The 13925-nt window shown below is 55.4% G+C and carries 12 protein-coding genes; 11 read left to right on the forward strand and 1 reads right to left on the reverse strand.

Features of this window, described 5'->3' with window-relative positions:
- Positions 1 to 74 precede the first annotated feature (74 nt).
- The 9 genes from FHS30_RS14240 to FHS30_RS14280 all read left to right on the forward strand — a co-directional run bounded on the left by FHS30_RS14240 (position 75) and on the right by FHS30_RS14280 (position 10575).
- The gene (locus FHS30_RS14240; protein ID WP_183911183.1) at positions 75 to 2702 is read left to right on the forward strand and encodes a hybrid sensor histidine kinase/response regulator; all 2628 of its coding nucleotides are present in this window, start codon (positions 75 to 77) and stop codon (positions 2700 to 2702) included.
- A 9-nt stretch (positions 2703 to 2711) separates the two neighbouring features.
- Complete coding sequence (locus FHS30_RS14245) at positions 2712 to 5456, forward strand: class I adenylate cyclase (RefSeq protein WP_183911184.1); 2745 nt, start codon at positions 2712 to 2714, stop codon at positions 5454 to 5456.
- A gap of 86 nt (positions 5457 to 5542) precedes the next feature.
- Entirely contained in the window at positions 5543 to 5674 is a 132-nt protein-coding gene (gene lptM / locus FHS30_RS14250) for an LPS translocon maturation chaperone LptM (RefSeq protein WP_183911185.1), read from the forward strand.
- Positions 5675 to 5677: 3 nt separating this feature from the next.
- Positions 5678 to 6925, forward strand: coding sequence for a diaminopimelate decarboxylase (lysA, locus tag FHS30_RS14255; RefSeq protein ID WP_183911186.1), 1248 nt, complete (start codon positions 5678 to 5680; stop codon positions 6923 to 6925).
- Positions 6926 to 6962: 37 nt separating this feature from the next.
- Positions 6963 to 7793, forward strand: coding sequence for a diaminopimelate epimerase (gene dapF / locus FHS30_RS14260; RefSeq protein WP_183911187.1), 831 nt, complete (start codon positions 6963 to 6965; stop codon positions 7791 to 7793).
- A gap of 18 nt (positions 7794 to 7811) precedes the next feature.
- A complete protein-coding gene (locus FHS30_RS14265; protein WP_183911188.1) occupies positions 7812 to 8483 on the forward strand; it encodes a DUF484 family protein in 672 nt (223 codons plus the stop codon).
- A 6-nt stretch (positions 8484 to 8489) separates the two neighbouring features.
- On the forward strand, positions 8490 to 9443 hold the full coding sequence (gene xerC, locus FHS30_RS14270) for a tyrosine recombinase XerC (protein WP_183911189.1): 954 nt from the start codon (positions 8490 to 8492) through the stop codon (positions 9441 to 9443).
- 103 nt (positions 9444 to 9546) lie between these two features.
- Positions 9547 to 10281: an HAD family hydrolase gene (locus tag FHS30_RS14275; protein ID WP_183911190.1), complete on the forward strand. Its 735-nt coding sequence runs from the start codon at positions 9547 to 9549 to the stop codon at positions 10279 to 10281.
- Positions 10282 to 10284: 3 nt separating this feature from the next.
- Positions 10285 to 10575 carry a helix-turn-helix domain-containing protein gene (locus FHS30_RS14280; RefSeq protein ID WP_183911191.1) on the forward strand — a complete coding sequence of 97 codons (291 nt, stop codon included), beginning with the start codon at positions 10285 to 10287 and terminating at the stop codon, positions 10573 to 10575.
- A 53-nt stretch (positions 10576 to 10628) separates the two neighbouring features.
- On the opposite strand, the gene FHS30_RS14285 is transcribed toward FHS30_RS14280, so the two are convergent.
- The gene (locus tag FHS30_RS14285; RefSeq protein WP_246341375.1) at positions 10629 to 11042 is read right to left on the reverse strand and encodes a c-type cytochrome; all 414 of its coding nucleotides are present in this window, start codon (positions 11040 to 11042) and stop codon (positions 10629 to 10631) included.
- A 241-nt stretch (positions 11043 to 11283) separates the two neighbouring features.
- Between FHS30_RS14285 and FHS30_RS14290 the strand changes: the two genes are divergently transcribed.
- Both FHS30_RS14290 and FHS30_RS14295 read left to right on the forward strand, forming a co-directional pair.
- The gene (locus FHS30_RS14290; protein WP_183911193.1) at positions 11284 to 12459 is read left to right on the forward strand and encodes a monodechloroaminopyrrolnitrin synthase PrnB family protein; all 1176 of its coding nucleotides are present in this window, start codon (positions 11284 to 11286) and stop codon (positions 12457 to 12459) included.
- Positions 12456 to 13580 carry an aminotransferase class V-fold PLP-dependent enzyme gene (locus FHS30_RS14295; RefSeq protein WP_183911194.1) on the forward strand — a complete coding sequence of 375 codons (1125 nt, stop codon included), beginning with the start codon at positions 12456 to 12458 and terminating at the stop codon, positions 13578 to 13580. Before FHS30_RS14290 ends, FHS30_RS14295 begins: the two co-directional genes overlap by 4 nt.
- Positions 13581 to 13925 lie beyond the last annotated feature (345 nt).

A 13925-nucleotide genomic window follows, 5' to 3' on the forward strand; every position in this document is an offset into this window, starting at 1 on the left:
CAATAACAACCATCCAGGGCACGCAGTTGAACCCGCCTTGTGGGTTTACCCATGATCGGCTGAACAGGTACTGCATGGATAAACCACCGCAGGCGCAAGACCCGCTCGCCAAGGCCCACACTCGCATCGCCGAGCTAGAGGCCGAGCTAGCTGCACACAAGGCTCCCCCCAATCCCCGCTTGGGCGACTTGGCGGAAGCTGAGGCGTGGCTGCGCCAAGTGATCTCTGAACTGTTCAATCACGACAACCCAGAAGCGCCGCAAAAGGCCCTGGCAGCGCTGGGTGAGTTTTTACAGTTAGACGATTGCTTACTCGCGCGCATTGGCGAAGATCAACTGCACTGGGAATTGATCTGGCAACGCAATCCCAATGACAGCGAGCAGCAGGTGTTCAGCAAGTTCAAACTGGAGCACATGCCAACGGCACACGGGCAAATGCTGCAAGGCAAGATCGGCATCGATAGCAACCTCGCCGCCAGCGGTTATTCCACCCCAGAAACCCAAACAATGTCTGAACTACTCGATATTCGGGCCTATTTAATGGTGCCTGTGCAGCACCATGGGCAGCTGCACAGCTTTTTAGCACTGACGCAGCGCGGGCACCCACGTCGCTGGAGCGACACCGACATTCACGTAGCTGAAACTTTCAGTGCTGTGTTAAGTCTGGCATTGAGCCGACAAGAATCACTGCAGGCACTGAGTATCAGCCAACAGCGCTTTTTAGATGCCATGGCCGCCACGCGCGACGGCATTTGGGAGTGGGATTTACAAAGCCATCAATTCTATATGAGCGACGGCTTTTACCGCATGCTGGGCTACCAACCAGACGAGTTAAAAACTGACTTAACACACGTCACCCAGCTCTTGCACCCTGACGAGCGCCACCTATTCTCTCGCTTTACCGAAGTAGCACAGCGCGCCGACCTAGATAGCGCCCCCTTAGGCGCACGAGAAATACGCTTTCTGCACCGCGACGGCCACATTATTTGGTGTTTCGTGCGCGCAAAATTTACCCATTTCAACATCGCCGGTCGCCCCACGCGCATGGTTGGCGTCAATGCCGACATCTCGAAATTCAAAGCCGTGCAAGAAGAACTGACCATTGCCAAAACCTTGGCAGACTCCGCCAGCCAGTCAAAAACTGAATTTCTGACCCGCATGAGCCACGAAATTCGCACACCAATGAATGCCATAATCGGTATGGGGCACCTATTAAAAGACACCCATTTATCACGCCAACAAGGTGAGTTCCTAGCCAACATCGATCACGCCGCAAACGCATTGCTCAATTTGATCAACGAGATTCTCGACTTCTCTAAAATTGAATCTGGATCAATCGTGCTCGAGCAAAATCACTTTGATCTATTTCAATGCTTGAACAAATTATCGCAACGCTACTCGCCAACTGCAGAACAAAAAGGCTTAGAGATATTTTTTCACATTGACCCCGATGTACCACAGTTTATTAAAGGCGATACGTTTCGACTGCAACAGGCGCTCGGCAACCTCATTGATAACGCCATCAAGTTCACACCCAGCGGAAACATATATGTGGACGTCAAACCTCTTGTGGACTGCCAAGAATATGTGGAATTGCAATTCAGCGTAAAAGATACAGGCATCGGCATGAATGCCGATCAGCTGAGCGAATTGTTTACGCCATTTATGCAAATAGACGGCTCCAGTCGGCGTCGCTTTGGCGGGTCAGGCCTTGGGCTAACCGTTAGCAAACACCTTATCGAATTGATGCATGGATCGCTGCACGTCCAAAGCCGGCCAGAACAGGGCACTGAGGCCACCTTTAACGTGCGCTTTAGTCCAAGCCAAATCGGCGCCGAGCCTCTACGCACACGCAATAGAAACATACGGCCACTGCGCACACTGGTGGTGGACGACAATAAAGCGGCGCGCCAAATCCTCGCCAATCTAGCGCTTCATTTAGAACTCACAGTCAGTGCCGTAGGTAGTGCCCGTGAAGCTTACCAGGTCCTAAAATCCGCCGACTCAGATCCAGATCACTACATTGAGCTGGTGCTCATGGACTATAAAATGCCAGAGGAAGACGGCCTGAGCGCCAGCAATAACATTAAACACCACTGCGGACTTAAACATGTTCCCGCGATCATCCTGGTATCCGCCTTTCAAAAAGGGGACGTGCTTCGCGAAGGCGACGAAAACATTGAGCACTTCATCACCAAACCCGTCAGTCAATCACACCTATTTGACGCCATTGCTGAAGTTTTCGGCGAGACGGCCTACCGAACGGAAAAGATCTCATTGAGTGATGGGGCACTGGCCAACAAGCTAAAAGGGGCACACGTATTACTGGCTGAAGACAACGTCGTGAATCAAAAAGTGGCCGTGGGAATTTTGAAAAAAATGAATGTAACCGTCAGCTTAGCCAACAACGGCCAGGAGGCAATCGACATCCTCTACGCCCACCCTATGGACACCTTTGCCTGCATACTCATGGACATGGAAATGCCGGAAGTCGATGGCTACGACGCGACACGCCGCATTCGCGCCGGCGCCCACTGCCAATCAATCCCCATTATTGCACTCACTGCACATGCCATGCGCGGAGATCGCAAACGGTGCCTGGATTCAGGAATGAATGCCTACCTCACCAAACCCATTAAACCGGCACTGCTCTACCAAACAATCGCAGGTGTAATTACCTCAGACCAACCGCAGACGCCCTAGCAACGCACCATGCGAGCCGAAAAACTCACCAGCCAATCGCTGCCGCTTCAGCTCGACCGAGATAGCGTCGCGCAAATGAAAAGCCGCTTCCTTGCACTTAACGCCCACCGTTTGACACTTGCAAAGCAACCGCTAAGCGAACGCCAACAAATGGCTCTTGAGGCACTGCCCCTGCTGTTACATTTCAATCACCCAAGACTCCCCGGTTATCTGTCCAAGATCAGTCCAGCAGGCTTCAGTGGTTTTACGCCGACGACAGAGCACCAACAACTTTTGAAACAACTGGCGCGCGGCTTTCGCTCCCAAGCTAACCCAAATCGGAAAATGCCCCTCTTGGCACTATTTGTGATGGGCAGTGTCGGCACAGTGGCCCAAAGCGCCAAAAGCGATATGGATTTCTGGCTTTGTTACAGCGAAGAGCTCAGTGACGACGCACTTTCGCTGCTGCATAGAAAGTGTGAAGCCATTAGTCAGTGGGCCAAAACCCTGGGCTTGGAATGGCACTTTTTCCTCATGCAAGCTGACGCCTTTCGAAAAGGAGAGCACAGCCGGCTCTCAAGCGAATCCAGCGGTAGCGTTCAGCATTTCTTACTGCTCGACGAATTTTATCGCTCCGCGATATTGCTCGCGGGTCGAATGCCACTATGGTGGTTTATCGGTGACACTCGTCGCGCGGATTACGATAAAACCAAAGCCGAGATTACACACAAAACATTTTTGCGCCCCACCGAATGGATCGACTTTGGGCCGGTGGGCGATGTGCCCGCAGCCGAATACGTCTCGGCGGCGGTTTGGCAGCTCTATAAATCCATTCAGTCGCCCTATAAATCACTATTGAAACTCTTGATACTTGAGGTTTACATCAGTCGCTACCCCAACGTATTGACGCTTTCCGACAAAATGAAGTTACTGGTGTATACCGGCGTAACCAATGCAGCAGCGCTCGACCCATACCTTTTATTGTTGGAAGAACTCACCGCCTATTTTGTAGAGCGCAAGGAATTTGAGCGCCTAGAATTGATGCGCCAGTGCTTTTATTTCAAAGTCGGCTGCAGCTTTAGCGCGTTAACCAACACCTACAGCAAGCTTGAGGAGGAGAGTCACCCGCTGCTAGCAGCACTACAAACCTGGCAATGGTCTACCTATGACTTCGACCATCTCGATAGATCGGAAAATTGGAATGCACAGCAGGTGTTGGCCGAACGCAAGCGTCTGGTCAATGAACTCACCGCCAGCTATCGACAATTGTTAGCACTCGCGCGATCTACGCACCAACCCATTTCACTCAACAATCAAGAAATCTCAATTCTAGGTAGAAAACTGCACGCGGCGTTTGAACGAAGCGCAGGAAAAATCGAGTTCATCAACCCCGGCATCAGTAAAAATATTCGCGCGCGCTATTTGTTTTTTGAATATCAATCCACCCATTGGTCACTGTACCTAACCAATGGCAACTGGGAAAAGAGCCGCGCGCCACTCGCCAGCGGAACAAGCGTATCGGATTTGATTTGCTGGTGCCTTTTTAACGATATTGCCTACACCAATACGCGCATTAAAATCGCCGGACACCCACACTACAATGAAGCCGATTGCCGGCGTTGGTTGGCGGTGTTGCAACGGCTGGATTATCAGCCGCACCTGGTTACGCAACACGCGAATTTTACGCGCCCAGCAGAACCGCGCTTACTGTGCATTTTATTCAATGATCCCGCACACAAAACCGACACAGACAGCGCTGATCACTACAGTCTGCTGACCATAAACAGCTGGGGCGAAGTGCGCTTGCAACGCTTCGGCAGTGACTTGCAAGCACTGCTGACAACCTTTTGTAAGCCGCTGCCGGCCGATTGCACGCTACGCTTGGATTGCCTGAACGGGCAGACACCGCGCACCCAAATTCAACAATTGCAGGGCCTGATCAATAAGTTGCAAACGGCATTGCCCGGCGAACCCCCCAAGCGATTGCTACTCGGATTAGATAGCCAGTGGGTATTGACCGAGCGCCGCGCAGACTGGCAGGTGCAGGTTCTTGAGCGCAACGCTGCGCTGTGGCGACAACTGGCGCAGCCGCTGCCCACGCGGCACCAATTGCATTGCCAATTGTTCGGCGAGCCACTACCACATAGCGATGAGCTGCGTGCCATTGCCGAACACAGCGATCAACATGCAATACACATTTTTTATCGCATCCGCGAGGGCATGGCGGTGCTTTATCTCTGCGATGAACGAGCCAGTATCGTTCGGTTTCAACAGCGCTTTTTTTCCGAAGATACCCTGTTGCGGCCCCTGCACCATTTCATTCGCGCCTGCCTACAGCGCAACCCCTTGGACTGCGGCCAATCGCTGTTTGGAATATTTCCGGTGAATTTTTTTGAAATGCGGAGTCGAGGGGGCGAGCTCTCTGTTGAGCGTCGATTAGCCACCAGCGATCTCGCCCGCATGCAACTGATCAACCTGCAATTTGCAGTGCACCGAATCGATCTCGACGAGCCTCCACACCACTGGCAGCTCGACGCTTGGCTCGACGGAGAGCCCGTGCTTGGGAGGCAAGGCCAGACGCTGCTCTCTGCGGTGGCGCATGCACTGTTGGTGCAGCGCCGCTCGGGCCATCGATACCCTTGTTACATTACCGATCTGGACCTGTCCGCCTGCGCAGCGCAGCTACAACCCCATGGACAATTGCAAACCAGCCATTACTTTCAGGTTAAAATCCGCCTAGAACAAGCGCTTTACTCGGCTTTACTCGCGCTATAAACATTGCGCAAAATCTTCTCTAGTGCGTTATTGAGAGGATGCACATCCTAACGGTATACTTGCGCCCCATTTTGAAAGGTCACACCATGAACAAGGCAATGCTGTCACTGATAACTGTCTTTTTGCTCGCCGCCTGCGGGCAAACCGGGCCGCTGGTGCTGCCCCAAGACGCACCTGCCACCGAAGCACAGCCCTCTGACGAGCGCACGGGTCAATAGTCCATGTCCTACTTCCCTCGCATAGCGGGCCAACTGCACGCCGAAGCCGTACCGCTCACTGAACTGGCCTCGCAATTTGGCACCCCCACCTACGTGTACAGTCGCGCGGCCATAACTGACGCCTATCGCGCTTATGCAGACGCGCTGGGCAGTCACCCGGGCATGGTGTGTTTCGCGGTTAAAGCCAACTCCAATCTCGGTGTGTTGGGCCTACTCGCGGATCTGGGTGCAGGCTTTGACATAGTGTCTGAGGGCGAGCTCGAGCGGGTGTTGCTCGCCGGTGGCAAGCCAGAGCGCATTGTCTTTTCGGGCGTTGGCAAGACCGCAAGCGCACTGCGCAAGGCACTGGAAGTGGGCGTGCATTGCTTCAACGTAGAGTCTGAAGCCGAACTTGAATTGCTTAACGACGTAGCGGTACACAGTGGCTTGCGCGCCAATGTGTCGCTGCGGGTCAACCCCGATGTGGATGCGCAGACTCACCCCTACATCTCCACGGGCTTGAAAGAGAACAAATTCGGCATCGCCATCGAGCGCGCGCCAGCGGTATACGCCCGCGCGGCCGCACTGCCGGGCCTGAATGTCGTGGGCGTTGATTGCCATATCGGCTCGCAGTTGACGCAGTTACCCCCCTTTCTCGATGCATTGGATCGGCTGCTGGTGCTGATCGACCAACTCAGTGTCAAGGGAATCGTCTTGCAGCACTTGGACATCGGCGGTGGCTTGGGCGTGACCTACAAAGACGAAACGCCACCACCCGTGGCCGACCTGGTTCATGCCGTTAAAGCGCGCCTGGCCGAACGCCAGCTGGCATTGGTGCTGGAGCCCGGCCGATCTATCTGTGCTAACGCCGGCGCACTGCTGAGCGAGGTGCTGTTTTTAAAACCCACCGAGCACAAAAATTTCGCCATCATCGACGCGGCCATGAATGACAACATCCGCCCTGCGCTCTACCAAGCGTGGCAGGACGTACAGCCGGTGCTAACCAGCGCCTCGCCCAGCCAGCGCTGGGATCTGGTGGGCCCGGTCTGTGAAACCGGCGATTTTCTCGCCAAAGACCGCGATCTGGCACTTGCAGCAGGCGACCTGATCGCAGTAATGTCCACGGGTGCCTATGGCTTTACCATGAGTTCCAACTACAACAGTCGACCCCGTGCCGCCGAAGTCATTGTCGACGGCGACCGCGCCCACCTGGTGCGCGCCCGAGAGAGTTTGGCTGACCTGACCCGTGGTGAAAGTCTCTTACCCACTTAAATAGACCGCGCAGCCCGCTGCGTGTTTAGGACCCTAGATGCGCCTGCGCTTTAGTAAAATGCACGGCCTTGGCAACGATTTCGTCATGATCGATGCCATTAGCCAAAAAGTCAGACTTAACGCCGACAAAGTTCGCAAACTTGCCGATCGCCGCTTCGGCATTGGCTGCGATCAAGTGCTCATTGTCGAAGAGCCCTCCAACCCCGACGTGGATTTCCGCTACCGCATCTACAATGCCGACGGCAGCGAAGTCGAAAACTGCGGCAACGGCGCGCGCTGCTTCGCCAATTTTGTGCGCGAGCGAAAGCTGACAGGCAAGCAAGTGATCAAAGTTGAAACGGCCAGCGGCATTCTAGAGTTGCACGTTAAACGCGGCGATCAGGTACAAGTGGACATGGGCAAACCCATACTCGCGCCCGCAGACATTCCCTTCAATTCCCAGCAGCAGAGCACCATCTACCCACTGCACATCGATGGGCAAACACTGCAGATCAGTGCCGTCAGCATGGGCAATCCGCACGCGGTGTTGGTGGTTGATAATTGCGCCGCAGCGCCGGTTGAACGCCTGGGGCCCCAAATCGAAAACCACCCTGACTTTCCCAACCGCGTTAACGTGGGCTTCATGGAAGTGCTGTCGCGCACAGAAATTAATTTGCGCGTATACGAGCGCGGTGCCGGCGAGACATTGGCCTGCGGCACTGGGGCCTGTGCGGCGGTGGTAGCCGGGCGCTTGCGCGACCTGTTAGACTCGACCGTAACCGTCAACCTGCCGGGCGGCGCACTGGTCATAGAATGGGCTGGAGGCGATCACCCCGTGCGAATGACTGGCCCCACAGCCCAAGTTTTTCAGGGCCAGGTAAAACTATAATTAGCAAGGACTGTTACTGTGGCTGAGCACACCGTCACCGACGCCGAAGTCGCCGCCTATCTCAAGCAACACCCCGATTTCTTTGAGCGCCAACCCGATTTGTTGGCCGAATTGCAATTGCCCCACGACAGCGGCAATGCCATTTCGCTGGTCGAGCGCCAGGTCGCCGTGCTGCGCGAGCGCAACATGGACATGCGCCACCGGCTCAGCAAGCTCCTCGACAATGCCCGCGACAACGATAAGTTATTCGACAAAACCAAACGATTAGTATTGGCGCTACTCGAAGGCCGTAAAGCCGAAGACACCGTCAATTCGCTGTTTTACAGTTTTGATAAAGACTTTCACATTCATTTCACGCGCTTGATTTTGTTCCGCCCAAGCGCCGGTAAATTGGGCCAAGCGCGCTGCGCCACGCTCACCGACGCCAAGGCGCCACTGGCCAAAATCCTGAAATCCCAAAAGGCCCTGTGCGGCCAATTGGGCAATGAAGAAAAAGCCTACATCTTTGGCGAACAGGCTCCCCTAGTCGGATCGGCTGCCGTGGTGCCCTTGATTCACGGCACCTGCTTTGGCCTGCTGGCGGTGGGCAATCGCGACGCTAACTATTATCGATCGAGCATGGGTACGCTGTTTTTAGCCTATATCGCAGAAATCTTGAATCGCACACTGCCCTATCAGTTGGAGCCCTAAGAAATCGTGGACGCGCTGCCCTTTGCCGACCAGGTTGGGCGCTTTCTGCAAAACCTCAAGGGTGAACGCAATCTATCGCCTCACACCTCGGCCGCCTACGCGCGCGACCTGCGCAAGTTGCAGCTTTGGTGCGCCGAGCGCGAACTCGCACTGGACCAACTCACCATTCACCACCTGCGCCAAGCCCTCGCGCAACAGCACCGCGGTGGTCTGTCCGGCAAAAGTCTGCGCCGCTGGTTATCGGCCTTGCGCAGCTTCTTTGACTACGGCGTGCGACAAGGCTGGCTAGCCAACAATCCCGCCGCCGGCCTCAGCGCACCCAAAACCGATAAACGCCTGCCCCACACCCTCGACGTCGACGAAGTGGGCCAGCTGCTGAGTTTTGCCGATGAAACTGAATACAGCGCCCGCGATCGAGCACTACTAGAGCTCACCTACTCCTCTGGCCTGCGTTTGGCTGAATTGGCCAACCTCGATCTCGGTGATGTTGATCTGGCAGATGCCACTGTGCGAGTCACGGGCAAAGGCGAAAAGACGCGCATGCTACCGGTTGGGCGCATGGCGGTGCGTGCACTCAAACAGTGGTTGCGCGAACGCGGCGACTTTGCCCAAACGGGCGAGCTGGCGCTCTTTGTGAGCCAGCGCGGCACCCGCATCAGCCACCGCCGCATCCAGCAGCTGTTCGCCCACTACAGTGCACACATGGGGCTCGATAAGGCCCTCCACCCACACATGTTGCGGCATTCTTTCGCCAGCCACATGCTCGAGTCGTCCGGTGATCTGCGCGCAGTACAGGAACTTCTTGGGCACGCCAACATTAGCACCACGCAGATTTACACCCATTTGGATTTCCAGCATTTGGCCAAGGTGTATGATCAAGCGCACCCCCGCGCCCAACAAAAAAGCCAGACAGCCAAAGACCGCACAGAAAATCCGGATATTGACTCTAGCCAGTGCTAAACGGCGCGTGTTAGTCTCAGTGCTCTACCGCTGCTACCACCCGCGCGGCCATCCACGCCGGCGCCCCATAAAAACAATCGCACTGGTAGCCAATAGGTGTATCGTGACACGCGCAATAAAACTGATCAGCTTCGATTTAGACAACACCCTCTGGGATGTTGAGCCCGTTATTCAATCAGCTGAAGCCACCACTCAGGCGTGGCTAGAAGAATTTTGCCCAAAACTCGTTACCCGCTTTAGTGCTGAGCAGTTGCGCCAAGCGCGCCTGGAGTACTGGAGCAATCACCCCGAATTTAGACACCTCATTACCCGCGTACGGCGCGACAGTTTGCGCATTAAGCTCATTGAAGCCGGCTACTGCTTGCACCAAGCCATCGAATTGGCAGATATGGCCATGGATGTGTTCATGGACGCGCGCCACCAAGTCACCTATTTCGAGCACGCCTTAACCACTCTCAATCAACTGGCGCCGCACTTTAAACTCGCGGCCATTAGCAATGGCAACGCCAGCCCCAAGCGGCTCGGTCTGCACCAGTTCAGTTTTCACCTGAGTGCTGAAGACGTAGGCGCAGCCAAACCCAGCCCCGAGCCCTTCGAGCTCGCCATGGCCATGGCCGCGGTCAAACCCTCGGAAATGATCCACATCGGTGACTGTCCCAAAGACGACATCGCCGCCGCCGCCAGCCTCGGCATTAAAACCATCTGGTTTAACCCCAAGCGCGCACCTTGGCCGCGGGCAGAAGTGCAACCCGATGCCACGGTGCACAACTTAAGCGAGCTCTCGCTGGTCATTGATACCCTCGGTCGACCCAGCCCGCTGCAGGCACAATCGGCCTAAACCGTGGACCCGATCAGCAAAACCCAATCGAGCTTTTACCGCCGCCTGTACGTGGCATACCTCATCCATCAGGGTGTGCACACAGTGCCCGCGCTCCAAGCCCACACCGGCATGCCTAGGCGCACCGCCCAAGACACCATTGCCGCGCTGCATGAACTCGACATTCACTGCGAATTCGAGGGCGCAAATAAAATCGGCCACTACCGCATCTTCGACTGGGGCCCAATCAACCTGCAGTGGGTGGAACACAACGCCCACAGGATCGCCAGCGCGTTGGGCTACCCCAACGCCTGAATTACAGACACAAAAAAGCCCGCTTAACGCGGGCTTTTTACCATTGCCGTGATCTATTTAGACGCGGCTAATATGTGATCCACTGCAGCTTTGATTTCGTCGTCGGAGCAATCCATGCACAAGCCTTTCGCCGGCATGCCATTGAGGCCGTTGATGGCATTGGCATAGAGTGAATCCATGCCCTGAGCTAGTCGAGGCGCCCACTGGCCTGCATCGCCCATTTTCGGCGCGCCGGCAGCACCGGTGCCGTGGCAGGTTACGCACTTAGTGCTGTACACCTGCTCACCGGTACGAGGACCTGAGGCAACGGCTGCAACTGGTGCCGCCGCACAGGCCTCACCTTCCATACAGCTATTGCCTGCTGGCTTTATGCGCTCAGCAATCTCCTGGCTGCGGTCAGCCAAGGTCACCATGGATACACTCAACCCCAAACCGGCAGCCGCTAGCAGACAGAATACTTTCTTCAACTGGCTCACTGAAAATCCCCTTGATAGTCCCAATGGCCAAACCTGGCCGAAAGGCCGCATTATAGCCACAAAGCCAGCTGGGCGGAAACCAACTTGGTGCGTGGTATGCTCAAGCTATACAAAACTTCTACCCAAGGGTTTTTTGGGGGGTCGTCGGCTGCCATACGTCATCACAGCATTCCGGCCCTAGGGTTTAATTTATTGGTAGCCACACTCGCTACACGCGCACACGAGGAATCCCGTGAGTTCTAACAGTCAGGCTTTTGATGAATGGATCAGACACCGCTTTGTGGCGCTGAATTCTGAATTGGAACAACGCTATGCCCAACAGGCGGACAGAGCCAATGTGGTGGGCGTTGGCGACGATTTAAAACAACAGTTGGAATCCGAGGGCCGCGCGTTAATCAGCGCCCTGCTAGCCGAAGGCAATACCGATCAAGGGTTCGACAAGGCCTTTGACCTGCTGGGCAGTGTGGGGCTCTACATGGCCGCCTGCCGGCGCCACGAGATCACCGAGCCGTCGCGTGAAACAACCTCACCACTGGTAGAGGCATCGGCCTTGGCAATGCACATAGGCGCCTCAATCGGCGTCACGCCACGCTTTGCCACCGCCCACCTCACCACCCACAACCGCGCCGTGAACGGGGTCTACAAGCGATTTACCGATTTGCCCGATGAAAAGATTTTCGTCGACTACAACACCCGTGGCATCTTGGCTTATAAGCGCGCTGCCGACGCACTGCTGAAAATTCTGCCACTGGGCATTGCACACCCCATCACACAAGATTTATTACAGGTGGCCGAACGCGCCCTGCAAGATGTGATAGACGCCAATGATCAACTCTTCGACAAACTCGATACGGACCAGTTTTTTTATTGCGTAAGGCCCTACTACAAACCCCACCGCGTGGGCCAGCAAGTCTATCGCGGCGCCAATGCGGGCGACTTTGCCGGCATCAATGTGATCGATATGCTATTGGGCCTGTGCTTTGCCAATGAACCCTCCTACTCGCAAATTCTGGTGGATAAATTTCTCTATATGATGCCCGAGGATCAACTCATCCTGCGCGACAGCATGCGTCGCACCAGCCTGATGGACAGCTTCCTCGAACACCAAGCAGACCGCGACCAAGATTGGTACCAAACCAACCTGCGCCACTTTTTGGCAGTTTGCGAACGGCACGGCGACACCGCTATCCAACACCACGACCAACTGGTGAGCAAATACATTGAGAAACCGTCTGCCCACATCGAACAACAACACATTGAAAAAATAACCGCCAGCGGCCCGCCCCTGCACGTCCTATTGGGCGCCCTAGAGAAACTGCGCGATCGACGCGCAGCGGCGCCACGCACTGACATCCGCACGCGACACGACGACATTGCGCACCTGAAATCGCTGTTGGTACCGTCATGAGCACCACTGCACGCAAAGCAGATTTCCATTTACCCGAACACACCTATCTGCTCAACCACTCGGTGGGTCGGCCGCTGCGCAGTAGCCTCACAGCTTTTACGGACAGTTTTATTGCCCCCTGGCGCGATTCAGGGCAGGAGCCCTGGCAGGCGTGGCTAAAAATTATTGGCCAATTTCAGTCCGCCTTAGGGCAACTGTTTAACGCCCCTGCCGATCAATTTTGCCCGCAGGTCAATCTTTCGGGCGCGGTGGCCAAACTCTTGCCCGCTATAGCGCAACTGCAAAAACCAGCCTGCGTCGTGCTGATGAGTGAAATCGACTTCCCCAGTATGGGCTTTGCCGTGTCAAAGGCATTGCCACACTGTGAACTGCGCTTTATTCCCGCCGATGCTGACGTCACCGAGCTCGCTACCTGGGCCAACGCGCTGACTGAAGACGTTGATCTGGTGTTTATCAGCCACGCCTATTCAAACACCGGCCAGCAAGCACCCGTGCAAGACATAGTGGCGCTGGCCCAATCACACCAGGTGATGAGCATTGTCGACGTTGCGCAATCGGCCGGCATCATTCCTTTGGATCTGGCCCTCATACAGCCGGATTTTTTGGTGGGCTCCTCCGTAAAGTGGCTGTGCGGCGGCCCCGGTGCCGCCTATCTCTGGATTAACCCCAACCGACTAGCGGACTGCACGCCACGGGATGTGGGTTGGTTTTCACACGAGAACCCGTTCGAATTTGATATTCATCAATTTCGACAACACCCAACCAGCTTGCGCTTCTGGGGTGGCACGCCGTCCATTGCCCCCTATGCCTTTGCCGCCCATAGCATCGCCTATTTCAATGAAATAGGCGTGGCGGCGCTGCGCCAACACAATCAACAATTGCTAGACTTAGCGTCACAGCAACTGCAGTCGGCGCGCGTATCGCCCGCGATCAGCGACCACCGCAGCGGCACCTTAATTTTAGATTTTGGCAGTCGGCAGTCAGAGGTACTTGCAGCGCTGCAAAAGGCCAACATCAGTGTCGATGCGCGCAACCTCGGCATGCGCGTCTCGCCGCACATCTACAATGACAGTGCCGACATGCAGCGCCTCGTGGACGTGGTGACACGGGCCCTATCTTAACGGCCGAGCATGGACTTCGACCCGCAAGGTGCGTATTATGCGCCGCGTCTACCTCGCCCTGAGCCTGGCTTTGAGGATGGCATAAAAAGTTTAAGCACCCGTAGCTCAGCTGGGTGGAGCCGGTAAAAGTGAAGCACTGCTTCGCCCGGCGAAACGACCGACAGCTATGCTGGCGGGCCGGCCCCGAAGGGGAGCGCGAAGCGGTCTATCCGTTTAGCTGAGCAAGACACAATTTAAAAATGTGCGATGATATATCCAGACTCGCACTAAAAAAGTTTAAGCACCCGTAGCTCAGCTGGGTGGAGCCGGTAAAAACGAAGCACTGCTTCGCCCGGCGAAACGACC

Origin of the sequence: Simiduia aestuariiviva (assembly GCF_014192475.1) — a bacterium.
Classification (GTDB): Bacteria; Pseudomonadota; Gammaproteobacteria; order Pseudomonadales; family Cellvibrionaceae; genus Simiduia; species Simiduia aestuariiviva.